General features: G+C 56.8%; 21 protein-coding genes. 4 read left to right on the top strand and 17 right to left on the bottom strand.

Annotation, left to right across the window (positions count from 1 at the left end; genetic code table 11):
- Positions 1-12: 12 nt before the first annotated feature.
- The 6 genes from rodZ to ACXKZD_RS04930 all read right to left on the bottom strand — a co-directional run bounded on the left by rodZ (position 13) and on the right by ACXKZD_RS04930 (position 11,036).
- Positions 13-1,032 (bottom strand): cytoskeleton protein RodZ, encoded by a 1,020-nt coding sequence (gene rodZ, locus ACXKZD_RS04955; RefSeq protein ID WP_256844698.1) that lies wholly within the window; start codon positions 1,030-1,032, stop codon positions 13-15.
- Positions 1,022-1,756: a type IV pilus biogenesis/stability protein PilW gene (gene pilW / locus ACXKZD_RS04950; protein WP_060680799.1), complete on the bottom strand. Its 735-nt coding sequence runs from the start codon at positions 1,754-1,756 to the stop codon at positions 1,022-1,024. Before pilW ends, rodZ begins: the two co-directional genes overlap by 11 nt.
- Positions 1,757-1,836: 80 nt before the next feature.
- Positions 1,837-3,006 (bottom strand): dual-specificity RNA methyltransferase RlmN, encoded by a 1,170-nt coding sequence (rlmN, locus tag ACXKZD_RS04945; RefSeq protein WP_010257560.1) that lies wholly within the window; start codon positions 3,004-3,006, stop codon positions 1,837-1,839.
- Between the two features lie 187 nt (positions 3,007-3,193).
- Complete coding sequence (ndk, locus tag ACXKZD_RS04940) at positions 3,194-3,625, bottom strand: nucleoside-diphosphate kinase (RefSeq protein ID WP_003848684.1); 432 nt, start codon at positions 3,623-3,625, stop codon at positions 3,194-3,196.
- 175 nt (positions 3,626-3,800) lie between these two features.
- The gene (pbpC, locus tag ACXKZD_RS04935; RefSeq protein ID WP_488981907.1) at positions 3,801-6,140 is read right to left on the bottom strand and encodes a peptidoglycan glycosyltransferase PbpC; all 2,340 of its coding nucleotides are present in this window, start codon (positions 6,138-6,140) and stop codon (positions 3,801-3,803) included.
- Positions 6,141-11,036 carry an alpha-2-macroglobulin family protein gene (locus ACXKZD_RS04930; protein ID WP_488981906.1) on the bottom strand — a complete coding sequence of 1,632 codons (4,896 nt, stop codon included), beginning with the start codon at positions 11,034-11,036 and terminating at the stop codon, positions 6,141-6,143.
- A 146-nt stretch (positions 11,037-11,182) separates the two neighbouring features.
- Here ACXKZD_RS04930 and sseA point away from each other — a divergent pair, with 146 nt between their 5' ends.
- Positions 11,183-12,025, top strand: a complete 843-nt coding sequence (gene sseA / locus ACXKZD_RS04925) for a 3-mercaptopyruvate sulfurtransferase (protein ID WP_010257579.1) — start codon at positions 11,183-11,185, stop codon at positions 12,023-12,025.
- Between the two features lie 270 nt (positions 12,026-12,295).
- Here the strand turns inward: sseA and sseB are convergent, their stop codons facing one another.
- The 5 genes from sseB to trmJ form a co-directional block, all read right to left on the bottom strand.
- A complete protein-coding gene (gene sseB / locus ACXKZD_RS04920) occupies positions 12,296-13,060 on the bottom strand; it encodes an enhanced serine sensitivity protein SseB (protein WP_010257582.1) in 765 nt (254 codons plus the stop codon).
- A gap of 46 nt (positions 13,061-13,106) precedes the next feature.
- Complete coding sequence (gene pepB, locus ACXKZD_RS04915; protein ID WP_033758640.1) at positions 13,107-14,393, bottom strand: aminopeptidase PepB; 1,287 nt, start codon at positions 14,391-14,393, stop codon at positions 13,107-13,109.
- 161 nt (positions 14,394-14,554) lie between these two features.
- Positions 14,555-15,715: an IscS subfamily cysteine desulfurase gene (locus ACXKZD_RS04910; RefSeq protein ID WP_488981905.1), complete on the bottom strand. Its 1,161-nt coding sequence runs from the start codon at positions 15,713-15,715 to the stop codon at positions 14,555-14,557.
- An 88-nt stretch (positions 15,716-15,803) separates the two neighbouring features.
- On the bottom strand, positions 15,804-16,301 hold the full coding sequence (gene iscR / locus ACXKZD_RS04905; protein ID WP_010257591.1) for a Fe-S cluster assembly transcriptional regulator IscR: 498 nt from the start codon (positions 16,299-16,301) through the stop codon (positions 15,804-15,806).
- Between the two features lie 130 nt (positions 16,302-16,431).
- Positions 16,432-17,184 carry a tRNA (cytosine(32)/uridine(32)-2'-O)-methyltransferase TrmJ gene (gene trmJ, locus ACXKZD_RS04900; protein WP_010257594.1) on the bottom strand — a complete coding sequence of 251 codons (753 nt, stop codon included), beginning with the start codon at positions 17,182-17,184 and terminating at the stop codon, positions 16,432-16,434.
- A 132-nt stretch (positions 17,185-17,316) separates the two neighbouring features.
- On the opposite strand from trmJ, the gene suhB reads away from it, so the two are divergent.
- Positions 17,317-18,120 (top strand): inositol-1-monophosphatase, encoded by an 804-nt coding sequence (suhB, locus tag ACXKZD_RS04895; RefSeq protein ID WP_052271654.1) that lies wholly within the window; start codon positions 17,317-17,319, stop codon positions 18,118-18,120.
- Positions 18,121-18,183: 63 nt separating this feature from the next.
- Here suhB and ACXKZD_RS04890 read toward each other — a convergent pair whose 3' ends face one another.
- From ACXKZD_RS04890 to ACXKZD_RS04880, 3 genes are all read right to left on the bottom strand, one after another.
- Positions 18,184-19,197, bottom strand: a complete 1,014-nt coding sequence (locus tag ACXKZD_RS04890) for a hypothetical protein (RefSeq protein ID WP_488981904.1) — start codon at positions 19,195-19,197, stop codon at positions 18,184-18,186.
- A 204-nt stretch (positions 19,198-19,401) separates the two neighbouring features.
- Positions 19,402-20,382, bottom strand: coding sequence for a nickel/cobalt transporter (locus ACXKZD_RS04885; RefSeq protein ID WP_061703693.1), 981 nt, complete (start codon positions 20,380-20,382; stop codon positions 19,402-19,404).
- Positions 20,373-20,999, bottom strand: coding sequence for a DUF1007 family protein (locus ACXKZD_RS04880; protein ID WP_010257608.1), 627 nt, complete (start codon positions 20,997-20,999; stop codon positions 20,373-20,375). The genes ACXKZD_RS04885 and ACXKZD_RS04880 overlap by 10 nt, the downstream gene beginning before the upstream one ends.
- 155 nt (positions 21,000-21,154) lie before the next feature.
- On the opposite strand from ACXKZD_RS04880, the gene csiE reads away from it, so the two are divergent.
- Positions 21,155-22,423 (top strand): stationary phase inducible protein CsiE, encoded by a 1,269-nt coding sequence (csiE, locus tag ACXKZD_RS04875; protein WP_022624119.1) that lies wholly within the window; start codon positions 21,155-21,157, stop codon positions 22,421-22,423.
- Here csiE and ACXKZD_RS04870 read toward each other — a convergent pair.
- The gene (locus tag ACXKZD_RS04870) at positions 22,405-23,553 is read right to left on the bottom strand and encodes a 3-phenylpropionate MFS transporter (RefSeq protein WP_033758649.1); all 1,149 of its coding nucleotides are present in this window, start codon (positions 23,551-23,553) and stop codon (positions 22,405-22,407) included. The genes csiE and ACXKZD_RS04870 overlap by 19 nt on opposite strands.
- 128 nt (positions 23,554-23,681) lie before the next feature.
- Positions 23,682-24,935 (bottom strand): serine hydroxymethyltransferase, encoded by a 1,254-nt coding sequence (gene glyA, locus ACXKZD_RS04865; protein ID WP_488981903.1) that lies wholly within the window; start codon positions 24,933-24,935, stop codon positions 23,682-23,684.
- 327 nt (positions 24,936-25,262) lie between these two features.
- Here glyA and hmpA point away from each other — a divergent pair, with 327 nt between their 5' ends.
- Complete coding sequence (gene hmpA / locus ACXKZD_RS04860) at positions 25,263-26,447, top strand: NO-inducible flavohemoprotein (protein WP_033788054.1); 1,185 nt, start codon at positions 25,263-25,265, stop codon at positions 26,445-26,447.
- Between the two features lie 66 nt (positions 26,448-26,513).
- Here hmpA and glnB read toward each other — a convergent pair whose 3' ends face one another.
- Positions 26,514-26,852 (bottom strand): nitrogen regulatory protein P-II, encoded by a 339-nt coding sequence (glnB, locus tag ACXKZD_RS04855; RefSeq protein ID WP_003848647.1) that lies wholly within the window; start codon positions 26,850-26,852, stop codon positions 26,514-26,516.
- Positions 26,853-26,998: the final 146 nt, after the last annotated feature.

Here is a 26,998-nt window from a genome sequence, read left to right as displayed (position 1 = left end):
CGCGATACGCTGTTATTGCGCACCCAACGTCAGGCGAGCAACCTGGTTATTACGGATAAAACGACTTAAATCAACGGGCTGATTCTGATATTGCAACTGAACAGCGGAAGGCGCGCCAATTTTCAGACGATACGGAGGCGTTCCTGCGAGGCTGAGTTTACCACCACTGCGCTGAATGCCGCTGAACAGTTTTTTGCCGGTGGCATCGCTCACTTCCAGCCAGCAGTCGGCGTTAAAGGTCATCACCACCGCATTAGGGTCAGCAGCCGGTTCACTGACCGCCGCTGCACCTACTGGCATCTGAGGTGCCGTGCTGTTATTGGTATTCGTGTTCGCGGCCGCAGGTGCAGCCGCTGAGTTGTCCACGGGCGCCTGGCTCGGTGAAACCACGGCATTGCTGGTGGTATCCGGCTGTGCGGTGGTCGCGCTATTGCTGCCAGTGGCGGCCGGAGCCGCACTCGCTGGCGCACTGGCTGCGCTGTTGTCACTGGTGGTATTGCTTTCGTCAGGCGCGGCAGGTGCCGCGCTGTCACCACTGGATTCACCCAGCGGAATCGACTGGCCGCTATCACCGCTGCTGCTGTTCTGATCGGTCATCGGCACCAGATCATCCTGCGACTCTTTATGATTCTGCCACCACCAGGCACCGGTCAGCCCCACCACCACAAACACCACCAGCCAGGTGAAAATCATCAACCAGCCGTCGCGTTTCTTGCGGCGTTTGCCCAGCGAGAAACTTTGCATCGGCTCGATCTTTGAAGCCCGAATCGGTGTCTGTTTCGCCATCATCGGCAGCAGTTCCTCTTCAGGAATGTGCACCAGACGCGCGTAGGAGCGAATGTATCCGCGCAGGAACGTGGAGGCCAGATCGGCAGGCGATTTGTCTTCCTCGATATCACGCACGGTAGAAAGTTTCAGGCACAGGCGTTCAGCGACGTTCTGCTGCGTCAGCCCCATCTGCTCACGGGCCAGACGCAGGCGTTCACCTGTTGAATGTAATGCAGAGTTTTCTTGAGTGGCTTCAGTATTCATTAGCTAAATAACGCTGGTACTGTATCGATTGCGGAAAACGTCGCGCTAACTGGTCGCCATAACGTGAAACGTCAGCGGCATCTCCCTGTAGCGCGGCGAAACGTAAGTGTAACGCCAGACTTCGTGCCGTTGCGGGCAGCTGTTGCTGGTAAATATCAAGCAAAACCTGCACCTTCGCCAGATGGTTATCTGCCATCTGCTTTTCAGCTTCCGACAGCAGCGAATCAGCTTTGCGTCTGTCAGCCTCAATGGCCTGGCGTAGTGTCCTGCGGGCATCGGCAATATCGCCAGCCTGCAGATAACAAAACCCTGCCAGTTCAAGCGCGTCATTGCGTGCATCAAACTGCGGTGCTGCGCTTGCCCGACTAAACTGTTGATGCGCTTCGCCATACTGCCTTAAAGCGCAGAGAAACGCACCGTAATTGTTAGCAACAAAACCATTATCCGGGGCCTGCTGCTGTGCCAGTATAAACCGTGCCTGCGCCGCTGTCTGATTACCCTGCTTCTGCGCCAGTCGAGCCAGCGCAAGCGAGACCCGGTAATCCTCTGGCGCGGCGGCCTGTGCCCGCAGAAAGTTTCGCTCAGCTGCGGCATAGTCGCCACCCGCCAGATAGTGCATCCCTAACTGCAGACGCACCTCTTCTGCTCCGGGTTCGTGATGCTGGCTGACACACCCGCTTACAACAAACAGCGCCAGTAAAACTGCAGGTAATCCGTTACGCATAATCGTTTCCATCCGGTTGACGTTGACAGGCTGCAGCCTGCCACGCGTCATCACTTCAGGAAACGCTCCGAGTCACTCTTCTAGAGAGCCTTCACAGAGATGGCTTCACCCGCCATTTTTTTACGCATCGTACGCTTGGTACGGTCGATCACCTCACCGGCTAACTGACCACAGGCGGCATCGATATCGTCGCCACGGGTTTTACGCACGATGGTCGTAAAACCATAGTCCATCAGGACTTTGGAGAAACGATCGATGCGGCTGTTGGAGCTACGGCCATAAGGCGCGCCCGGGAAGGGGTTCCAGGGGATCAGGTTGATTTTACACGGTGTTTCTTTCAGTAATGCGGCGAGTTCATGCGCATCATCTGTGCTGTCATTGACGTGATCCAGCAACACATACTCAATGGTCACGCGTCCCTGATTGGCGTTGGATTTGCCAATGTAGCGTTTCACCGCCGCCAGGAAGGTTTCGATATTGTACTTTTTGTTGATCGGGACAATATCATCACGCAACTTATCGTTAGGCGCGTGCAGGGAAATCGCCAGCGCGACGTCGATCATATCGCCCAGTTTATCCAGCGCGGGCACCACACCCGAAGTGGAGAGGGTCACGCGACGCTTCGACAGACCAAAACCGAAGTCATCCAGCATGATCTCCATCGCCGGGACCACGTTATTGAGGTTGAGCAGCGGCTCGCCCATGCCCATCATCACCACGTTGGTGATAGGACGCTGGCCGGTGATTTTCGCTGCGCCGACAATTTTTGCCGCGCGCCACACCTGACCAATAATTTCTGACACCCGCAGGTTACGGTTAAAGCCCTGCTGTGCGGTCGAACAGAATTTACACTCCAGCGCACAACCCACCTGTGAAGAGACACAGAGCGTGGCGCGGTCCCCTTCCGGGATATAGACCGTTTCCACCAGCTGGTCGCCCACGCGAATGGCCCATTTGATGGTGCCGTCGGTAGAGCGCATCTCTTCTGCCACTTCTGGCGCACGGATCTCCGTCAGCTCCATCAGCCGGTTACGCAGCTTTTTGTTGATGTCGGTCATCTGCTCGAAGTCATCGCAGCAGTAGTGATAAATCCACTTCATGACCTGATCGGCGCGGAAAGGCTTTTCGCCCAGCGACAGGAAGAATTCGCGCATCTGCTGACGGTTGAGATCCAGCAGGTTTATTTTCTGGCTTTTGGGGGAGACGACAATAGGGGATGCTGACGCGGACGTCACAATCTGTTCGGACATAATATTCTCTGGCCTCGTTGTTACACGTTATGGCGCTGTTCAGGGATAGGTGAAAAAAATTGCGCCTTCATTAAGCTGAGTCAATGAAGGCGCAATATTGTACAACATCTGCAGCCTGATAACAGGCGGGAGTGACCTCCCCTACGCAGATTTTTGTAAAGCCTACGTAACGTTTATCGCCAGGCGATTAACGGGTACGTGGGCAGATCTCGTTTTCGCCAAAGAAATAAGCGATTTCGCGGGCAGCGGATTCAGCAGAATCTGAACCGTGCGTGGCGTTTTCGGTGAAGCTGTCAGCGTAGTCAGCACGCAGTGTGCCAGCCAGTGCGTTTGCCGGGTTAGTGGCACCCATCAGGTCACGGTGACGCTGAACGGCATTTTCACCTTCCAGCACGGAAACAACAACCGGGCCAGAGGTCATGAATTCAACCAGACCATCGAAGAATGGCTTGCCCTGGTGCTCAGCGTAAAAACCTTCAGCCTGCTCTTTGCTCAGCTGCAGCATTTTTGCGCCAACGATTTTGAAGCCAGCGCTTTCAAAACGGTTATAGATAGCACCAATCACATTTTTAGCGACGGCGTTTGGCTTGATGATAGAAAAAGTACGTTCGATTGCCATGATGACCTCTGTCTTGACGTTCTGAAGAAACCGGTGGCGTCCGCCCCGGTTAAGAAACGGCGCCGATTATAGGGGCTGAGTCCGGCATTGCCTATCAGAGATCCCTAATTTGATGAAAATTCTTGATCTGAGTCGAAGCAGACGCGCCATAGTTATGATTTAGCGCAAAAAAGCGTCAGCCCCGGCTGAAGGTGACGGAGACAAGTTGCCCCTCTTCATCCATCACCACCAGCTGATACTCGCCCGGATGATCGAGCTGCAGCGACAGGCTGTCTGCGGCGTTCTGCGTCATCAGAGGCTCACCATTCAGGAACCACCAGCGCTGTGTGCCCTGCCCTCCCTGCACCGCAACCGGTATTGTCAGCGCGCTCCTGCCCGGCAGCGGTCTGACAATTTGCCCCTCAATCACGCCGGTAACGATCAGCGGAGCGCTGCTGCCCTGCTGTAACGGCGGACACCGGGCATCGACAGGGGGCAGACGTTGCGCCCGCCGCTCCTGAGGCGGCAGCCAGGCCTCCAGCGGCAGCGGCCAGACCAGCCGTTCATGGCGGGTGGCGCCGGGGCAGTCTGCTGCGACGCGCAGTCCCTGCGCATTCTGCCAGTAGCCCAGGCGTAATCCGCTGAGGCTCTCCTGGCCGGGTGCCAGCAGTGTAGGCGGCAGCGTGTCGGCGGCGACCCAGCTTTGCCGTCGCTGGCGACAGTTTTCGTCTCCGGCGGGCAACGGCTGACCGCCAGGCCAGCAAATGCTCGCCACCGTCACCGAGGCCGGCCGCGGATCGCCCGGAACATCACGTCTGCCAAGGCGACTCATCAGCAGGCTGTTGATCTGATTCATGACGGGCACGGCAGAGGCAAAACCAAACTGCCCGGCAACCGGCGTCGCATCCGGTCTTCCGACCCAGACGCCAATCAGATAACGGGGATTGATCCCCACCGACCAGGCGTCGCGGTAGCCATAACTGGTGCCGGTTTTCCAGGCCAGTGGCACCACATCGGGTACGCTGCCATTGCCCGCGGGCTGCGCTTCCCCGGCCAGGATACGCCGGATGATCCACGCCGACTCAGGCGAAAGCAGCGGCCGCTGCTGTAAGGGTTGATCGGGCATCCAGCGCAACTGGCCGGCGTTACCGTGGCGGGCAAAGGCGCTGTAGGCTGCCACGATCTCATCCATGCGCGCTCCGGTGCCGCCGAGAATCAGGGAAAGATTAGGTTCAGCGCCGGGGGGGAAACGTAAGTTCAGACCGACATTGCGCAGGCGCGCTGCAACGTTTTTCGGTCCCAGCGCCTCCAGAAGCTGCACCGCAGGCAGATTCAGCGACCGCACCAGCGCGTCACTGGCGCTGACCGGCCCGTGAAATCCGGTATCGAAGTTGCCTGGCCGGTAATCACCAAAGCGACGCGGCACATCCTGCAGCAGTGATTCGGCATGAATCAGCCCCTCATCCAGCGCCATGCCGTAAATAAAGGGTTTTAACACCGAGCCTGGCGAACGCACGCTGGCGATCATATCCACATGGCCAAAACGGCTGTCATCGGTAAAATCAGCCGAGCCGACATAGCCGCGAACCGCCATGGTGGTGTGATCCACCACCAGCATCGCCAGCGAGGTGCGTGGAGGAAGCTGATTTTTAACATTCAGCGCCAGGCTTTCCAGTTCGCGCTGCAGTGAGGGGTCAAGCGTAGAGACAATCTTATCGCTGTGGCTGATCGACAGCAGTCGCCGGGCCAGCAGCGGCGCCATCTGTGGCATCTGGCGCGGCGGCAGCCACACCGGCTCCTGACGGATTTCCGCCACCTGTTCAGCGGACCAGATGCGGTATTCCGCCAGCCGATCCAGCACTTTGTTGCGTGCGGCTTCTGCCCGCTCCGGCCAGCGATCGGGCCGCAGACGGCTGGGTGCCTGCGGCAAAACGGCCAGCAGCGCCGCCTCGCCCGGCGTCAGCTGTGACGGGGCTTTTCCCAGCCAGCTCCAGCTGGCCGCGCCCACCCCTTCCAGCGTGCCGCCAAAGGGCGCACGGTTAAGGTAGAGCGTCAGGATGTCACGTTTGGAAAGATGCCACTCCAGCTGCAGCGCCCGCCACGCCTGAATCAGCTTGCCGCGCAGCGTTCGGGGTTGCGGGTCGATAAGGCGTGCCACCTGCATGGTCAGCGTGCTGCCTCCGGAAATCACGCTCTGATGGCGCAGATCCTGCCAGGCGGCACGCAGCAGAGCCAGGGGATTGATGCCGGGGTGATACCAGAACCAGCGATCTTCGTAGGTCAGCAGCGCCTGCAGATAGGCCGGAGCCACCTCCTCTGGCGTGACCGGATAGCGCCAGATCCCCTTGCTGTCAGCAAAGCGCCACAATGGTGTACCGTCGCTGGCAACAACCACCCGCGCAGGCTGCACCTGTTTAAGCGGCAACGGGAAAAGCCGATCCAGTCCCCATGTCGCCAGCCACAGCGCCAGAAAAAAAAGCGGCAGCGCGAGCCACCACTTTTTGATGCTGCTGACGTTTACCACGCGTCGCGTCACTTACTGAATATGCAGCTGCGACGGCGTGCTGCCGGTGGCGCGCCACTCCGGCACATACATCGACTCGACCTGCGGTGGTGGCATCAGATAGCGCCCCGGTGTGACCGCCCGCGCCAGGTAGACCAGCGTCGCGGGACGATAAGTATCCACCGCCAGTGCCGCCACAAAGCGATCGTCACGGAACTCAATGTGTCTGATGTCAGCCTGCTGCATGTCACCCATGCTCTCCTTCAGCGCATCCGCACTGTCGCCGAGGCTGGCGCTGCTGTCAGCCAGGTTCTGGTTTTCCAGCTCCAGACCGGCAGGCAGCAGATCCACCACCAGCGCATCGGTGATGCTGCGCTTCGACGAAACGGTCAGACGCACCACCAGCAACTCGCCGCTGCGCAGATTGCTGAGATCGGCGGCTTTGCCATCCAGCGTAAAGTATTCACGCTTTATCCCGAGCACATTGCTCTCCGGCAGTGGCGCGGCCAGCGGATAACCGGTGACATCCAGACGACCATACAGCGGCGCACTGCCCGGATTACTGACGGCTAAGCCCTGCAACAGTCGTTCAGCCCCCAGCCCTTTATTCAGTGGCGCATCGCCCTGCAGAGGCTGTGCATTGCCCGACAGTTGCGCCTGCCAGCTTCCGCCCTGCGCACGCTGCAGAGTATGCGCCGCTAAATAGAGCGCGTTATTCTCCTGAGTCGAGAACCAGCGCTTGCCGTTGACCTCTTTTGACAACGACAGCAGCAGACTATTCTGCAAATCAGGCTGCAGCTTATTCTCTGCTAACAGGGCTATCATCATCCCCTCATCGCGCACCGTGCTGCCATAGTCGCCATACCACTCTTTATCTGAGCGCGTCAGACTGGCACCCTGCATGATCGCAAGCGATGCGCGCTGCCCGTCACCCATCAGCTTCAGCGCCACGCCAAGCTGCATCAGCGCCAGGCCGGAGCGGGCCTTCTCACGCTTTTCATACAAGGCGCGCAGCGCACCCAGCGGCGCACGCTGCTGACGCGCCAGCACCAGTCCGGCGTAAGCCTGCACGCTGAACTGCAGCGCGGCGTTGTTATCACTGCCGCCGCCGCTGATCTGCGCGGGATCCTGCAGATAGCGCAGCAGCCGTGCGTTAGCGCGATCAACGATATTATCCGGCAGCGCATAGCCCGCCTCGCTGGCGCGAAGCAGGAAATCGGTCACGTAAGGCGTCAGCCAGAACTCCTCCTCACTCTGCTTGTCCCACAGCCCGAAGCTACCGTTGGCCCGCTGCATGCCCGCCAGACGGGCAATGCCGGTGTCGACGGCGGCCCGGCGCGCCTCATCACTGCTGGTTTTTATCCCCATCGCGGTCAGCTCGGCATGGCTGATGTAGAGCGACGGCCAGAGGCCGCTGGTGGTCTGTTCCAGACAGCCGTAGGGATAGGCGTAAAGCGCACTGATATAGCTGGCGATATTGAGCGGCGGACGATTGCTCAGCGTCAGCTGTCCACTCAGGGTCTGAGCATCAAGGCCGGTAAACGCGGCTGCCGCGACCTGCCAGGGCTGATCGGAATTGATGACGGCATCGAAATTCAGCGTCCGGGCCGGATAAGGTGGTCTGACGCCGATTTTCCACTGCTGTTTGCTGGGCTTCACCTGCTCGCCCGGCAGGTTCAGACCGGAAATCTGCACGGCGACCTCACCATCACCAAAGCCGGCTTTCGCCGTGACCGGAATCTGAAGTGTGGTACGTGCGCCTTTGGCCAGCGTCACGCTCTGGCTGGCAGCCCCGGCCAGATCCACTAAGCCACTGCTGCTCAGATCCACCTTCAGAGTTTGCGGCAGATCGGTCAGGTTAGTGAGATCCAGCGCCAGTGAGGCTGTATCGCCGCTGGCAAGGAAGCGCGGGGTGGCCAGTTCGCTGATCAGCGGCGCCGCGACCACCAGTTTGCGCTCTGCCGCGCCGAAGCTGTCGTCGCTCCAGGCCTGAGTCATCAGCCGCAGTTCGCCGTTAAAGGCCGGGATCGGCAGCGTAATCGATCCGTTGCCCTCTTTATCCAGTGTGACTGCCTGTAACTGCTGCGCCACGATATTGACGTGCGTCACCGGCTTTTTGCCGCCGCGCGTCATCGATTCATCTTCGCCATCACCACCAAAACGCAGCGCCGCGAGCCGGCCACCGCCTTCGATCAGCTGGCCAAAGACGTCGTACTGATCGACGTTGTAGCGTTTACGGCCAAAAAACGCCTGCCACGGATCGGGCGTTTTAAAATCCGTCACGCTCAGAACGCCGCTGTCCACCGCTGACAGCAGTACATTCACTTTTTCAGGCAGCGGGCCGCCATCACGACTGGCGTGGACTTTTACCGTCAGGCGTTGCTCAGGACGGATTTTATCGGGCGCATCCAGCGTCAGATTTAAGCGGCGCGCCTCCGTCGCCATCGGCAGATGCAACAGCCCCACCGCGCGTTTTGGCGTTGCGCCACTGACCTTATCGCCGTCTCGCACCACGATGGCGCTGAAGTAGAGATCGTGACGCTGCCAGCTCTCAGCAACAGGGACATCCACCGTTGTGCCGCCCTTAGGTACGGTCAGTGGCTGCCACCAGAGCGTGCCGCTGCTCGACTCCACCATCAGGTAACCTTTACCGGCCGCCGGTGACTCAACCTGCAGATGCACGGTATCGCCCGGCTGGTAAGCCGCTTTATCCAGCTTCAGTCTGACCTGATCCGGGCGCAATGCACCCGTGCCGTTGGTGTTATCCTGCCAGTCATAACCCGCCTGGAACCGGACGCTGCTGACGATCTTCTCGCCCGCCTGCACTTCCAGCCGGTAGTGGCCCCACTCGACCGGGAAGCTGACTTTGGTGCTGCCATCAGCCGGGACAGAGATGGCGCGTTCATCTTCCTGCAGATCCTTGTCGCTATACTGCGACTGCCAGCCTTCGCTGTCAGAGAAGCTCCAGTAGTAATCATGGCGTTCACGGATCAGGCGAACATTCAGCTTCTCTGCCGCCAGTTTTTTGCCCTGACTGTTGGCATAGACAATGTCGAATTCGGCCAGGCTCTGTTCCGGCACGGTCGGCTCATCGTGATAGCTGTCACTGCGGTAGTCATAAACCGCCTTGTTACCAAACAGCGGCCGGATACCCGGCAGCGCTTCAGCGGGCCAGATGGCCTGGGTGGCACGACGGGTGACCGGACGTCCGCCGGTTTCCAGCAGGCTGGCCTGCAGGATCAGATTGAGCGGGGAGTGGAGCTGATCCCACTGATTTTCTACCGTGAGTTCTGCTTTACCGCTGGCATCGAGCTTGAGATCCACCTCATCCAGCGTCCGCTTTAACCCCTCTTCGGTGATGTCACCAAACTGGTAGCCTGGCAGTGCAGTCACCGCCTCGCGTGCCGGTCGCAGATAGAGTTGACCCTGTAGCGTGTTACCTGCTGCTGGGGCGCCATAGAGATAGCGCCCCTCAATACCGAACTCAACACTGGCATCAGCGGCCTGTGGCTGAGGGTCATTTTTCAGGGTTAACGCCATACGCTCCGGCAGAAAATCTTCGACGTGAAACTTCCACTCTCGCTTGAGGTTATCGCCGGTATTCAGTCGCAACATCCAGTCGCCGGTCATGGCCGACGCGGACAGCGCCAGTCGCTGCTGGTAGAATCCCGCTTCAGGCTGCCAGACAAAAGTCCGCATCACCTGGCCATCGGGCTGCACCAGCTCCGCTTTGATCGGCTGCGCGGGCAAGGGGTGTCCGTCGGCATCGCGAAGCAACGCATTTACGATGACCGTTTCACCTGGACGATAGATATCGCGCGGACCAAAAACAAACAGCTGTTTGTCATAGCCCTGCGGCCCCGCGACCGGGAATTCAGCGAGATCCAGCGCCGGACGCGCCAGGTCGATCATTGAGGTCTGTTCTCCCTGAATTGCCAGCAGGAGCTTGCCTTTTTCATCCGCCTTGAGGCTCAGATGACCGGTGCTGTCACTGGTTCCGCTTTGCAGCACCTGCCCCTTCTCATCCAGTAACCTGACGCTGACCCCAGAAAGCGGCTGACCGTCTGCCAGACTCTGGGCGAACAGTTCGAACCGGGTCGGGAAGCGATGCAGTGACAGGCCAATATCGCTGAGGGTGAAAAGCGTGGCGGGCTGGCTGTAGCGATAAGTCCCGGCCTGCTTCATCACCGCCAGATAGACGCCCGGCTGCTGAAGTGCGGTAATGTCACGCATCGGCAGCTGCAATTTTTCACGCGTGTTACGCGCCGGATTGAGCTCAAAGCGTCCGCTATAAACCAGCTGGCTGCTTTTCAGCAACTCCTGCGACTGCCAGCTTGAGAGGTTGTTGCCGTAATTCCACTGCGAGAGAAATTCCGCCAGGCCGGCATTCTTTATCCGGAAGAAATCGACATCGACCTGGTCAACATTCAGCGCCAGCACCGGCAGTCCCTGGGTGATACGCAGCGGCAGCAGTGAACCGCGACTGGCAAAGCCCACCATCGGCTGGATATCACGGGTGGCGATTTTCTGACTGTAATCGGCGGCAAGCGTCTCTCCGCTGGCCGCGCGCAGTCCCGCATCCACCGTGACGGTGAAGTGACGCGACGGCTCGGGATGGCGGAAGCGCAACGTTTTGCGGTTAGCAGAAAGCTCCCAGCCGCCATCCACCCGGCCCTGTTTATCGTCGGTCAGCCTGACTTTTTGCGCGATATCCTGTTTATCATCAAGCGGCTGATTGAAGGTTAAGACCAGCGCAGCGGCATTATCGATCTGCAGTTCCGAGAGATCGATAATCGTCAGCGGTTTGCTGACCTGGGAGGTTGCGGGTGCTTCTGCCGCCTGGAGAGGCAAAACAGGTAACAGGGTCGCTGACAGCAGCGAGCCACCGATCAGCATGCTGAGCAGCAGCCGGGTATTGCGTTTCTTCATGGTAGTTCCTTCACCGGGACGCAGGGAGTGTCGTTTGATTACGCAGCGCAATTTCATATCAATGCTCGCATTTAATCAACGCTTCTCTTGAGATGGTGCGCACATTCCCTGACACTGGTATGACAGATTGCTGAGATGAGGTTGTTATGACGACGCCACTGTTTGTGTCCGCCGACTGGTTACAAGAGCACTACAACGATGAGCGGCTTCAGGTGCTGGATGCACGGTTGTTGCCACCCGGTATGGAAGCGGTTCGCGATATCCAGGCCGAATATCTGGCGGGTCATTTACCCGACGCCCCTTACTTCGATATTGAAGCGCTTTCCGATCACACCAGCCCTTACCCCCATATGCTGCCCCGCGCCGAAAGTTTTGCCGTCGCGATGCGTGAACTGGGTGTCAGCAGTGATAAGCACCTGGTGGTGTATGACGAGGGTAATCTCTTTTCTGCGCCACGCGCCTGGTGGATGCTGAAAACCTTTGGTGTGGCTCAGGTGTCGATTCTGGCCGGGGGCTTGCAGGGCTGGAAAGAAGCTGGTTTTGCGCTGGCAACCGGCGAAGTGAATCTGCCGGAAGGTGAGTTTGAGGCCCACGCGGATGAAAGCCGGGTGAAACGCCTGACGGACGTACTGCTGATCAGCCATGAAGGCGGCGCACAGATTATTGATGCGCGTCCTGCCAATCGCTTTAACGCCGAAGTGGATGAGCCGCGTCCCGGATTGCATCGCGGACACATTCCCAACAGCCTGAACGTGCCGTGGAACAGCCTGGTTGAACAGGGAAAACTCAAGCCGGAGGCGGAACTTCAGACGCTGTTTGCCGATGCGGGCGTCGATATTACCCAACCGGTGGTCGCCAGCTGTGGCTCAGGCGTGACGGCGGTGGTGGTGATTCTGGCGCTGACGGCGCTGGGCGCACGGGATGTCACGCTGTATGACGGATCCTGGGGCGAATGGGGCAGTCGCGACGACTTACCTATCGCGAAATAAAAAACAGGCGGCCCATGAGCCGCCTGTTTTTTTAATAATATCGGATTCGATCAGCTGTAAGAACGAGGTAGCACAGGAAACAGGGTCAGATCGGAAAGTCGCTAAAGCCACTCCCTGGCCGCTCGGCCCGCGCCGTCCATGGCGCGGGACGCTTTCCTCCTCTGACCCTGTTCCCTGCGCGTTAAGCTTATTCGTTGCGGCCAGATTTCCCCTGATTCGGGATATCAGCTATATGAGGCGGCTCGTGAGCCGCCTGTTTACTTTTTTGTCTCAGATAATCCGCTCACTGCCCTTGAAGTCCCGCAGGAAACTGCCCCAGCGACGCTCATAGAATGGCGTGATATGGGCGGTAAAGAAGTGGCTGATGCCGCGATCGTTCAGCGTCACCTCACAGATATCAACCGGCGCATCGTCCGGCAGCGTATCGGTTGCCACGCTGCCCGCCGCCTGAATGATCGTCTCAATATTGCTGTCCGCTTCAATGCCAATCAGCAGATTGGGCGCTTCGTCAGCCCGCTCACGGATACTGGCGATAAACGCGCGACGCACCTGCTTATGCTTGCTGAAGAGCTGAGTCAGTGAGTCGATCATCTGCGCAGGGGGTTCAGCCACCTCAGACAGCAATAGTGACTGTCCGCCTTCCAGCACGGTTTGCTGGCTTAGTGCACTGCCCTCTTCAGCCAGCAGATGGGTGATCTCGGCCGCAGTAAACTCTTTACCGGAAGGCAGTTTGGGATTGAGAAACAGCGTCTCGCCACGCGTAATCTCAAACAGCGTTCGTACCGGCAGACGCAGCCAGGACTGCTCACCGCTCACCGCTTCACTCATCGCCTCTTCTGACGTGAAAAAAGGAATGATGCTGCTGCCATCCTCTTTTTCCCAGTGCTGCAGATCAACGGGCGTGCTGGCATCAAGCTGTTGCGTGGTGCTTTCACCTGGCACCCAGGCATCAGATTCCAGCAACAGCTGAAAAAATTCGGGCCGATGGGCAGGCTCAGTGGCCGCCAGCTTCAGCACCTCTTCAAGACGATTCATAGTTTCCCTCTGAACAGCGGCAGCATCAGCCACCGCTGAGATCGGCTTATTTCAGTAACAGATTGGCGAGGGTACGCACGCCAAGACCTGTTGCACCCGCCGCCCACTGGTCAACTGCGCCTTTGCGATAGGTCGCGGAGCAGTCGATGTGCAGCCAGCCCTGCTGATAGTTACTGACGAAGTGTGACAGGAACGCTGCCGCGCTACTGGCACCCGCCGCATGTGACGGGCTGGCGATATTATTGAGATCGGCGAAGTTAGACGGCAGATGGCTGCGATGGAATTCGGCCAGCGGCAGACGCCAGAAAGGTTCGTTCTCACTCACCGCGCTGCCCATCAGCGACTGTGCCATCACATCATCAAAGGTAAACAGCGCATGGTAATCGTTGCCCAGCGCCGTCTTAGCCGCACCGGTCAGCGTCGCAGCATCGATGATCATCGTCGGGTTCTGCTCGCTGGCGTCGATTAAACCGTCGGCCAGGACCAGACGCCCTTCCGCATCGGTGTTCATCACTTCCACCGATTTACCGTTGCGATAGCGAATGATGTCGCCCAGTTTAAAGGCGTTGCTGCTGACCATGTTATCGGCACAGCAGAGGTAGAGTTTGACGCGCTTGTTAAGACCGCGCGAAATCGCCATGGCCAGCGCGCCGGTGACGGTCGCCGCGCCGCCCATGTCAGATTTCATTGAGTCCATGAAGCTGCTCTGCTTCAGGCTGTAGCCACCGGTATCAAAGGTAATGCCTTTACCGACCAGACAGGCGTAGACCGGGGCATTGTCGTCGCCGGTCGGGTTGTAATCGAGCGCCAGAAATACCGGCGGACGATTTGAACCACGTCCAACGGTGTGCAGGCCCATATACCCCTGTACCCGCAGATCGTCGCCTTTGGTGATGCGATAGCTGACGGCGCTGCCGCCCACTTCACTAATCAGATCGACTGCATTGTGTGCCAGCTGTTCCGGCCCCAGATCTTCCGCAGGCAGGTTAATAACGTTGCGAACCCAGTCGATAATTTTCAGACGGCGATCAAACTCCGCCTGCTCATGTTCGCCCAGCGCCGGCCACTCAACCTGACGCTGGCCTTTCGGACCACGGAAGCCCTGCCAGAATGCCCAGCACTGCTCAAGGTGCCAGCCTTCGCCGGTCAGCGCCACATGGCGGATCCCCTGGCTGTCGATTTTGTGAGCCGCACGCTGAATGATATTCAGCGCATCCGCGCCGGTCAGATGCAGTGTCATGCCGCTGTCGTTGCTGCTGAGAATCGCTTTTTCGCCCCAGCGCGCATCGGCGGGCTGGCTGCTAAGCGTAATATTCATGGGTTGTGTGGTCATCGAAAAGCTCCATAATCGTTATCTGTTTCATCCAGCCTGATTGTTATAACGGCTTTAATAAGATGTTAAATATAATTCGCAGAGAGACCTGATAACAGATTCCGTCAGGTGTTGCCAGCGAAGTGCAAATATAGGCGCAATTTCCGGACTATGACCGGATATCAGGATTTCATTAAGGCCCGCAGACGGGTCACTGATTTCTGCACCAGGGCAATGGCGTAGTCGATCTCTTCCTCGGTAGTGAAGCGTCCCAGCGAGAAGCGCAGCGAACTGTGCGCCAGCTCTTCACTCAGGCCCAGCGCCCGCAATACATAGGAAGGCTCCAGGCTGGCGGAGGTGCAGGCCGAGCCGGAAGAGAGCGCCAGATCTTTCAGCGCCATGATCAGTGATTCACCCTCAACGTCAACAAAACTGAGGTTAAGAATGTTCGGTGCGCTCTGCTGCAGATCGCCATTGAGGGTGACGTCGGGCAGTGTGCTGATGCCCTGCCACAGACGATCGCGCAGAGTCTGCAGGCGCGCCATCTCGGTTTCGCGCTCTTCTGCTGCGATACGATACGCCTCGCCCATGCCGACAATCTGATGCACCGGCAATGTCCCGGATCGCATACCGCGTTCATGTCCGCCGCCGTGGATCTGCGCAGCAATCTGCACACGCGGTTTACGCCGTACATAGAGTGCGCCGATGCCTTTCGGGCCATAGAGTTTGTGGGCAGAAAAGGACATCAAATCAACCGGTAACTGGCTGAGATCGATAGGCAGCTTGCCGACGCTCTGGGTCGCATCCACATGAAACAGAATCTCACGTTCGCGGCAGAGTTCGCCAAAGGCGGCGATATCCTGAATCACCCCGGTTTCATTATTAACGTGCATCAGGGTGACTAAAATCGTGTCGTCGCGCAGCGCCGCACGCAGCTGGTCAGGCGAGATAATGCCGTTAGCCGCCGGGGTGAGATAAGTGACAGCAAAGCCTTCACGCTCAAGCTGCTGGCAGCTATCAAGCACCGCTTTATGTTCTGTCTGGCTGGTGATGATATGTTTGCCGCGCGCCTGATGGGCGTGAGCTGCACCTTTAATCGCGAGGTTATCGGATTCAGTGGCGCCAGAGGTAAAGATGATTTCACGCGGATCGGCATTGACCAGTTCGGCGATCTGATTACGCGCAACATCAACCGCTTCTTCAGACTGCCAGCCAAAACGGTGCGATCGCGAGGCCGGATTACCGAACGTGCCATCCAGCGTCAGAAACTGCATCATTTTGCTGGCCACACGCGGATCGGCCGGCGTGGTGGCGGCGTAATCCAGGTAAATCGGTAATTTCATTGCGCTATAGCTCCGTATAAAAAATCATACGTCTTTATAGCAGATTCGGCCCTGACCGCGTTAGCAGTAAGGGCCGCAACAGCGGGGATTACGAGGCGCGTTGGTTGACGTTAATTTCCTGCGTGCGCGGGCTCTGGAAGCGACGATTATCAATCGCATTCTGACGATCGGCTACATCCAGGATCTCCTGATTATTCACTAGCTCAGCCAGTGTAATATTGTTCAGGAAGTCACTGATACGCACGCTCAGATCGCGCCACAGCACGTGAGTCAGGCAACGCTCGCCGCCCTGGCAGCCTTCTTTACCCTGACATTTGGTGGCATCAACAGACTCATCAACGGCGGTGATCACTTCACCGACAGAGATGGTATTAGACGCTTTGCCCAACAGATAACCGCCGCCCGGACCACGTACGCTGGACACCAGCTCATTTTTACGTAATCGGGAGAATAACTGCTCCAGATAGGAGAGCGAAATGCCCTGACGCTCTGAAATATCAGCCAGCGGGACCGGACCTTCATGGGAGTGAAGGGCAACGTCCAGCATTGCAGTAACGGCATAACGTCCTTTGGATGTCAGTCTCATAACGTACGACCTCAATAGCGTCCGGTTATCGGAGGATTAGCAACAGATGCTCTGAAGTCTGCCATTCCCGAGTAAATTGGTCAACTATTTAACCTGGTAAATTAGTCAGGTATTTAACCTGGTAATTCACTCAACTATTATCTGCTTCTTTTTTATCGTTTTTTCGCTTTTCAAACGACGAAAGCATGCCGCGCAGGATGTTCAGTTCATCGCGTTCCGGGCGGGCACGGGTGTAAAGACGACGCAGTTTGCTCATCACCTGGCCAGGATTGGCTTCACGGATAAAGCCGCTGTTCAGCATCATCTGTTCCATATGCTGATAGAAGCGCTCCAGGTCATCCACCAGCGGATAAGGTGACTCTTCATACTGTGGCGGCGGGCTGGCCTGCTCCTGCGCCTGTAACCATGCCATGCGCACTTCATAGGCGATAATCTGTACGGCCATCGCCAGATTCAGCGAGCTGTATTCCGGGTTTGCCTGAATTGCGACGTGATAGTGGCACTTCTGCAACTCGTCATTGGTCAGGCCGACACGTTCACGACCAAATACCAGCGCAACCGGTGCCTGCTGGCCCTCTTCCACGCTTTTCACGCCACATTCGCGCGCATCCAGCATCGGCCAGGGCAGCGAGCGGGAACGTGCGCTGGTGCCGACCACCAGACTGCATCCGGCAATGGCCTCATCCAGCGAGTCGACAATTTTGGCGTCGCCGATAACGTCGCTGGCACCAGCCGCGAGTGAGATAGCCTGTGAGTCAGGCTTGACCAGCGGGTTAACCAGATAGAGGTTGGTTAAGCCCATGGTTTTCATGGCGCGCGCAACGGAGCCCATGTTACCGGTGTGAGAAGTCTCGACCAGCACGATACGAATATTTTGCAACATGATTAGGGATACTCAGAAACGGGTCAGTAAAATCAGTAGAGAGAATATTAACATAAAGCAGGACATTTACCGAACACGCTGCTATACTCCGCGCCGTTTTCCCCGTTCTTTAACATCCAGCGAGAGATACCGATGCATCCAATGCTCAACATTGCCGTGCGCGCAGCGCGCAAGGCCGGAAATTTAATTGCCAAATATTATGAAACCCCGGACGCTGTCGAAGCCAGCCAGAAAGGCAGCAACGACTTCGTAACGAATGTTGACCGCGAAGCAGAACGCCTGATTATCGAAATTATTCGTAAATCTTACCCGAAACATACCATCATCACTGAAGAAAGCGGTGAACTGGCGGGCGAAGATCAGGATGTTCAATGGGTTATCGATCCGCTGGATGGCACCTCAAACTTCATCAAACGTTTACCCCACTTTGCTGTTTCTATCGCTGTGCGCATTAAAGGCCGCACCGAAGTCGCCGTCGTTTACGATCCAATGCGCAATGAACTCTTCACCTCTTCACGCGGTCAGGGCGCTCAGCTGAATGGCTATCGTCTGCGTGGCAGCACGGCCCGCGATCTGGATGGCACCGTTCTGGCGACCGGCTTCCCGTTCAAAATGAAGCAGCACGCGCCGGCTTACATGAATATCATGACCAAACTCTTTACCCAGTGTGCTGACTTCCGCCGCACCGGTTCTGCTGCGCTGGATCTGGCCTATGTGGCTGCCGGTCGCGTAGATGGCTATTTTGAGATTGGCCTGAAGCCGTGGGATTTTGCGGCGGGGGAACTGCTGGTCCGTGAAGCGGGCGGTCTGGTGACTGATTTCACCGGCAACCACGGCTATCTGCAGTCAGGTAACCTGGTCGCGGGTAACCCACGTGTGGTGAAATCGATGCTGTCGAACATGCGTGATGAGCTGAGCGAAGCGTTAAAACGCTAAGTTTCAGTACAGAAAAAGGCGGCTTCTCAGCCGCCTTTTTTATTGCCTGTTACTCAGTGATGATTAACGACGTTCGTGTGACAGCACCTGACGAGGCTGAGTACGACGACCTACCATACCCATCACACCTGCCAGCACCGCTTCGATGATCAGCAGAATCAGGGCATACCAGCTCGCTTTCGCAGTCGCGGCAGCGGCTTTTTCACCGGCTTCACGCGCTTTCTGTTCAGCCTGCTGTTTCAGTTCCTGATACTTCTGAACGGCCTGCTGATAGCTCTGTTCAGTTTGGGCCACGATCTGATCCACTTCCTGATCGCTTTTGCCGGTGCGCGCTTTGATAATATTTTTCAGCGCATCACGATCGGCTGCCTGCAGGGTATCGGAATGACGATCCATCACCCCTTTTAACCAGTTAGCCAGATCAGTATCCGCTGTCTGTGGATGGTTTGCGGTGTTGTTAGCCTGGTTTTCAGCATTCTGCGCTTCTTTATTTGCATCCTGCTTTAAGTTCTCTGGCTGTAATTCCGGTTTCCCGGTCTGGCGTAAAGTCGTTTCCAGTTCGTTCTGCAGGTTATCTAAATTAATATTACTCTCCTGCAGTTTGTCTTTTGCCATTTGGGTAACGGATGGCGCAGCGGCGGAAATACCACTACCCAGCGCCTGGAAGCCTGAGCCCACAATATTCATCGCGCCGCCTAATACACTGGTCGCCAGCGCAATAGCCAGGTAAATAGTGAAAATTGTGCTAAGGCCAAACATCAGTAAACCGTGCAGTGCGCCTTCGCGCTGAGCCAGTCGTCCTGCAACATAACTACCTGCAGCCATCGCGACCAGCATTTCAATGGCAGTCCAGACCAGCGCGCCTGTGCCCAAGCCGTCGAGTGGATTCTGTTCTTTCATCGGATCAATGGTTGTTGCACCAATGGCGGTTCCCAGCAGCGTCAGAATAATGTGAACGATCAACGCACAAATGACACCGGCAAAGACGGCGCTCCAGGAAATACGTTTTAACGGCAATCCAGCAGGCCCGGTCGCCAGCGTTTCGGTGTAGCCATTATTAATACGGGTATCAGCCATGAAATATACTCCTCGCAATAAACAGAAAGCGGTCTTGATCTTTTATCATCCCGACGGCGGAATGCCGTTTTGGTATTATCAGCGTAGACAGGGAATAGTCATTTCACCACTAAACCAGCCAGAGAAAAAAATAAAGAGATGAATTCAGAGATAATTAACGAAGAGAAGAGCGCAGCGGCAATTTTATTTCCGCTGCGCTTTTATTCAGAAGGGTCGAATTCCGCCACCCAACGTCATCTGCGCTGACTGCCATAGCGCGATACCCGCTACGATTAAAATCAGGCTGCCGGTTAAGGCCAGCGCGGGGATCAGCAGTCGCGTCATGCCTGCGGTAACGCCAGGCTGTGCCAGCCGTTGTGCCACCGTGCGCGCCTGCTGAACCAGCAGGCCAATCGCCGAAATGGTCAGTGCCGTGCCCAGCGCCATCACCGCAGCAGAGATCACCCCCCAGCCATAGACACCAATCACTTTGGCAAACAGCAGCATCATAATCGCGCCGGAACAGGGACGTAATCCCATCGACACCACCACCAACAGCTGGGTTTTCACGCTGAGATTGCCGCTCATCTGCTGCGGTGTCGGAAGATGTGCGTGTCCGCATCCGCACTGATCGTCATGCTGATGGTGAGGTTTGAAGGTGCGAAATACCGGGGCCGGACGCGGACGCAATGTCCGCCACAGCGAACGCAGCGCCCGATAACCGATCATCACGCCCAGCCCGATCACCAACAGATAACTGCCCTTCTCCAGCCAGAAACTGCTGAGATGCAGCTGTCGCGATGACGTTTTCAGCAGCACCAGCATCACCGTCACCAGGGCAATCGCCACCGAACCCTGCAGCAGTGAGGCGAGCAGCGTCAGCCTGATACTGGTTTTCACTCTGGTGGGATGGGTCGCCAGAAAGGTCGCGATCACCACTTTGCCATGGCCCGGTCCCAGCGCGTGCAGTACGCCATACAGCAGGCTGAATATCACCAGCGAAATGCCTGCCTGGTGGGGCTGCTCCGCAACCTGCTGTAGCAGCTGAGTCATCTGCCGATGCAGATCTTTCTGCCACAGTACGCTCTGCATCAGAATCTGCGACCAGTAGAGCCAGACCAGCAACGCGCTGCTCAGCAGCACGCCCGCCATCAGCCACAGCGGCCAGAGGCGGGAAGCCCGTAACGGTGGGGAGATTACTGACATGTCAGTATCACCGTCTGGGCAAACTGGCGGCCTAAATCCATCTCCTCTGCAGGCGCGTCGGCTTTATCCAGCGACAGCGCATACTGCTTCAGTGAATCATTGGGCTTTGGCGTGTTCAGCGCGAACTTGCAGCGCGCCTGCAGCGCCGTCGGCAGCGTTAACGCACCAGGATTGTCATAGAACATATCGACGAAATAGGTGGGATCAAAAGTCAGGATCTCAAAGCGCTGCCCGGTCAGCTTCGGGGGTTCCGCCAGCGGCAGAATAAATTCCAGCACCGCTTTATGGCCGTTACGTGACAGGTTGTATTCGGTTGGCAGATTCAAAAACTTTACCCGCTGTTGGTTGTGCCAGATTTCAGAAAAGTAGTGCTGGCCCAGCACGTTCGCCATCACGCCTGCCGCCAGCTTCTTCCACACCACGCTGCCTGGTTTCGCCTCGCCCGCGTCGTAAAGCAGATCGGCGGAGGTAATCTCATCCATGGTCCAGGTCATCTTTAATCCGGTAAAGGTGTCATCCTGCGCCACCAGTTCGGTTTTCATATCGATGAAGCTGTGAGGATGTGCCATTACAGCCGGACTTAATACCATCAAGAGGGCAAAGAGTGTGCGTTTCATAATGTTATAAAGTAACGTTCCCGATGAAAAGAATCTATAAGTAACAAAATTTTGTGACCCGCCTTAAACCTCCGGCAAATAAACCGCGTAAACCGCGCAGGCGCTGACGGGGTTGACTATTCTTAGCTCAAAATAGCCTGCTGGAAACCTGATTGATGAGTTCTGCTACCCCTTTGGCACCACTCTTCACCCGCTCACAGCGTCAGTGCCATCTTTTATTGCTGCTGTTTCTGCCGACACCCGTGCTTACGCTTGAAAAAGTCTGCCAGCTGAATGGCGTCGATCCTGCTGTTGCCCGACAGGATATCGCGGATGTGGGCCTTGAGATACAGCGATATCACCAGCTGGAATTGCATCAGATGGTGGATGGCAGCTTTCGTCTTCATGGCACAGAGCTGGATCGGCGCCTCTGTCTGCTGCACAACCTGCGACGCAGTTTGCGTTTATCGCAGGATTTCGTCTGCGACCATTTTGCAGCTCCCCTGCGTCAGCGCCTGAAGGTGATGAAGATTGAGAAGGCGCTGTGGGATGAGACCAATTTACAGGCGCTGATCCAGCACTGTAGCCTGCGTCTGAAGCGCGATTTCAGCGAACGCGACCGGCTTTTTCTGCAGATTTTCATGAAATATGGATTGTGCCAGCGCCAGCCGGTGCTGTTCAGTGAAGCGCAGTGTCACTGGCTGCAGCAGAAGGCTGAGCGGCAGGCCGCTGAGGATGTGATTCACCACTGGCGCAAACGCTGCCACCTTGCGCCGCCCGTCAGTGAAACCGACTTCTGGACACTGCTGTTCAGCCAGATACATACGCCTGTCGTGGATGCGATTGCACATCCTGCTGAGCAGCAGTTAATGGCTGCGACCCAGCAGTTGATTAATGACTTTGAACGGTGTGCCGACATTACTTTTGCTGCTCGCGACGAGCTGCTTAACCAGCTCTATCCTCATCTGGCGCAGGCGCTGGATCGCACCCACTTCACTATCGGCATCGACAACAGCGTGGCGCTGGATGTCAGCCGCCTCTATCCCCGCCTGTTGCGCACCACTCAGCAGGCGCTGCAGGCGTTTGAGCAGCAATACGGGATTGCGTTCAGCCCGGAAGAGGTGAGCTTAATTACCGTTATTTTTGGTGCCTGGCTGATGCAGGAGAATGCGTTGCAGGAGAAGCAGGTGCTGATTCTGACGGGTGACGATACCGATCTGGAGCAGGATGTGGAGCAGCAGATCCGGGAGATCACGCTGCTGCCGATCAATATTACCTATCAGGACGTGAAACAGTTTCAGCGGGATGGCGCACCGCGGGATGTGGACATCATCATTTCGCCCTACCCCACCTCGCTGCCACTCTTCTCCCCGCCGCTGGTGCATGCGGAACTGCCGCTGACGTTACACCATCAGCAGCGGATTCGTTATTTACTGGAGTCGTAGCCGGGACGCAGAAATAGCGCGGGCAGCGCCACCAGTGCCATCACCCAGAACAGATGCCCCTGCAGATGAGCGAACAGCACGCCGCAGATCATGGTCATTATCGCAATGCCACCCCCCATCGCCAGCGCGGAATAGAGCGACTGCAGACGGATCACTTCCGCTCCCTGACGCGCCGCAATAAAACGCATCGCCGCCAGATGACAGACGGTGAAGCTGCCACAGTGGAGGATTTGCGCCACAATCAGCAGCGGCAGCGCGGTAGTGGCGCCCATCAGACTCCAGCGGATCAACGCACAAATGCCCGAAAGCAGCAGCAGATCGCGCGCGCTCCAGCGGCGGAATAACCGGTTGCTCAGGGCAAACACGACGATTTCGGCCACCACGCCCAGCGACCAGAGATAACCCACCGTGGAGGCGGAGTAGCCACTCTCCTGCCACCAGATAGCACTGAAGCCGTAATAGGCGGCGTGCGCACCCTGCAGCAGTGTTACGCAGAGCATAAATCGCCATACCGCATTCTCACGCAGCAATGCACGCCACACCTGCCAGCCGCCGCCCGCCGCGCCCTGCCGTTCATTACCCTGTGGCTGGGTGGCGGGTGACAGCATCATGCCTGCCAGCATAGAGATGACGCCGACGGAAAGCAGCAGCAGAATGGCGTTTGAAGAGTAAGCACTGACCAGCACGCCGGTTAATGCCGAGCTGATCACAAAGGCTAGCGAACCCCACAGCCTGACCGGCCCATACGCCAGTCCTATCTGCTGTGTCCAGGTGGCGGCCAGCGCATCGCTGAGCGGGACCAGCGGCGAGAAAAAGAGGTTAAAGCCGATCATGACCGTCAGCAGCCACATCCACTGCTCACCCACCCAGAAACCGGCAGCGAACAGGCAGGTCATCAGCGCCAGCAAACGCAGCGCCGTAATCAACCGTGAAGGATTTTTGACCTGAGAGGCGATAAGCAGACTGCCGACAAAGCGTGCCACCATGCCACAGCCGAGCAGCAGGCCAATCTTTTCAGCATCAAGACCGGTGCCTTTCAGCCACACGCCCCAGAATGGCAGATAGATGCCGTAACAGAAGAAGTAAGTGAAGTAGCCCAATCCGAGCCATCTGGCGGAGCCGATTGCCATATTCCCTCCAGCAAGAGTGCTGCCTGGCAGCATGAGTGGGCGCTACTCTGGCAGAGCGCCGCAGGACAGGCAATAAAAAAGGATGGCTGATGCCATCCTTTGTATGCTGTCTCACAACAGGTTAACGATTAAGCGTAGACCGGCAGACGGCTGCAGATTTCCAGCACTTTCTTTTTGGTGCGCTCAATGGTCGCTTCGTCATTGACGTTATCCAGCACATCCGCGATCCAGCCAGCCAGCTCACGCACGTCTACTTCGTTGAAGCCACGACGGGTAACAGCTGGCGTACCGATACGGATACCAGAAGTCACAAACGGGCTTTTCGGATCGTTAGGCACGCTGTTTTTGTTAACCGTGATGTTGGCACGGCCCAGCGCCGCATCCGCTTCTTTACCGGTCAGGTTTTTGCTCACCAGATCGATCAGGAACAGATGGTTATACGTTCCGCCAGAAACGATGTCATAGCCACGCTCAATCAGCACCTCAACCATCGCTTTGGCGTTTTTTGCCACCTGCTGCTGGTAGGTTTTGAATTCCGGCTCCATCGCCTCTTTGAACGCAACCGCTTTACCAGCGATAACGTGCATCAGAGGACCGCCCTGACCGCCAGGGAAGACAGCAGAGTTCAGTTTCTTATAGAAATCTTCGTCGCCGTTTTTCGCCAGAATGATACCACCGCGCGGACCCGCCAGCGTTTTGTGAGTGGTAGAGGTCACGATGTGCGCATGCGGGATCGGACTCGGGTAAACGTCTGCAGCAATCAGGCCGGCGACGTGTGCCATGTCCACAAACAGCCATGCACCTACGCTATCCGCGATTTCGCGCATTTTCGCCCAGTCGCAAACGCCGGAGTAAGCTGAGAATCCGCCAACGATCATTTTTGGCTTGTGGGTTTTCGCCAGTTCAGCCAGTTCGTCGTAGTCAATTTTACCGGTCTCATCGATACCGTAAGCCACAACGTTATAGAGTTTGCCCGACAGGTTAACCGGTGAGCCGTGAGTCAGATGCCCACCGTGCGCCAGGTTCATCCCCAGAATAGTATCGCCCGGCTGCAGCAGCGCGGTGTAAACCGCAAAGTTAGCCTGTGAACCTGAGTGTGGCTGCACGTTAGCGTAATCGGCACCAAACAGTTCTTTTGCGCGATCGATCGCCAGTTGCTCAACGATATCAACGTACTCACAGCCGCCGTAGTAGCGTTTGCCCGGATAGCCTTCAGCGTATTTATTGGTGAGCTGAGAACCCTGTGCCTGCATAACACGCGGGCTGGTGTAGTTTTCAGAAGCAATCAGTTCAATGTGCTCTTCCTGACGCACTGTCTCCTGCTCCATCGCCTGCCACAACTCGGCATCGTAATCGGCAATGTTCATATCACGCTTTAACATCCGGATCTCCTGACTCAGCTAACTTTCTGACGGTATTTACCCCCCTTCAGGGGCGAAGGCCCACAGTGTAAACCGTTTTAACAGGTGAAGGTAGGGTGAACCTCCTCTTTTTACGCAAACGATTGGCTGGCTACTGGCAGGGCTTTTTTACACCTTTTTACCCTGTTCAGACGCCACAATTTTTCTTCAGGATGTGACGGCGGTTTCTCAGGATGCACCAAAAAGTTGCCACTTTGACAACCGGGAAATTTATCGGGTTATTTACACCACAGGCGAGACGGCTATAAGATGCATTTAAAATACATTTTTAAATGAGAGGCCGCTTTTATGCTTGATGCACACACTATCGCCACGGTTAAATCGACCCTGCCTGCCATCGCCGCCTGTGGTCCTGCGCTTACCGCACACTTCTATGACCGCATGCTGTCGCACCATCCTGAACTCAAAAATGTTTTCAATATGAACAACCAGCGCAATGGCGATCAGCGTGAAGCGCTGTTCAACGCCATTTGCGCCTATGGCGCGAATCTGGAGAACCTGGCCGTCCTGCTGCCTGCGGTGGAAAAGATTGCACAGAAACATACCAGCCTGAATATTCAGCCTGCGCAATACGCCATCGTTGGTGAAAATTTGCTGGCAACCATTAAAGAGCTGCTGAATCCGGGTGAAGAGGCGCTGGCAGCCTGGGGCCGGGCCTATGGCGTACTGGCGGATGTGTTCATTAATCGCGAAGAGGAAATTTATCAGGCGACGGAGCAGCAAACCGGTGGCTGGCGCGGCACTCGTGCGTTTCGCATCAGTGCTATTGAGCAGCAGAGCGAGGTGATTAAAAGCTTTACCTTCAGTCCGGTAGATGACGGCCCGGTGGCGGCCTTTAAACCGGGTCAGTATCTGACGGTGCATCTGCAGCCCGTCAGTTTCGAACATCACCAGATTCGTCAGTACTCGCTTACTCACCTTAGTAATGGCAAAGATTATCGGATTGCGGTGAAACGTGAAGCGCAGGGCACCGTCTCCGGCTGGCTGCATCAGAATGGCAAAGTGGGTGATGAGCTGATGCTGGCCGCACCGCATGGCGACTTCTTCCTTGAGGTCGATGCTGCAACCCCGGTGGCGCTGATTTCAGCGGGCGTGGGTCAGACGCCGATGCTGGCGATGCTGCATGCACTGGCGGCCCGTCAGCACCGCGCGCCGGTAAGCTGGCTGCACGCAGCAGAGAACGGCAAACAGCATGCATTTGGCCCGGAAGTGATAGCTACGGGCGCGCAGCTCACCGATTTCGTCAGTCAGGTCTGGTATCGCGATCCCGCCGCTGAAGATGCCGGTCGCTATGACGCGCAGGGTCTGATGGATATCACCGCGATCTCCGCACGTCTCGCCTCACCCGACACCCACTTCTACCTCTGCGGTCCGCTGCCCTTTATGCAGCATGTGGTGGCGCAACTGCGTGATGCCAGCGTGGCAGATACACGCATTCATTACGAACTTTTTGGACCGCACAAAGGGATGTAATTGAGCAATAAAAAAAGCCCGCAGCGCGGGCTTCTTTATGCTGATAAAGAGCTGATAAAGATATAATCAGATCGCCTCTTCATCCTCTTCGCCAGTACGGATGCGCACCACGCGCGCCACGTCGAAGACAAAGATTTTACCATCACCGATTTTGCCGGTCTGCGCAGTACGCATAATGGTCTCGACGCAGGTATCAACGATATCGTCGCCCACCACCATCTCGATTTTCACTTTAGGCAAAAAGTCGACCATATACTCTGCGCCGCGGTAAAGCTCGGTGTGCCCTTTCTGGCGGCCAAAACCTTTTACTTCACTCACGGTCATCCCGGTGATGCCGACTTCCGCTAAGGCTTCACGGACATCATCGAGTTTGAATGGTTTGATAATCGCATCAATCTTTTTCATGTCAGACCCTTTTTCACTCCCTCCATGGTCAGAGGGTTTATCAAGTATAAATGTTGCTGGCGCTGTCGGGCGGTAATATCCGGGATTCTTCAGGTTGCCGCAAGCGCTGCCAGATTATGCTGACCGCACCCATTCTGATTCGGGCC

Source organism: Pantoea sp. ABR1s (genome assembly GCF_057812235.1).
The sequence above is the reverse complement of the archived record's forward strand: the minus strand, read 5'-3'. Positions and strand labels throughout refer to the sequence as shown.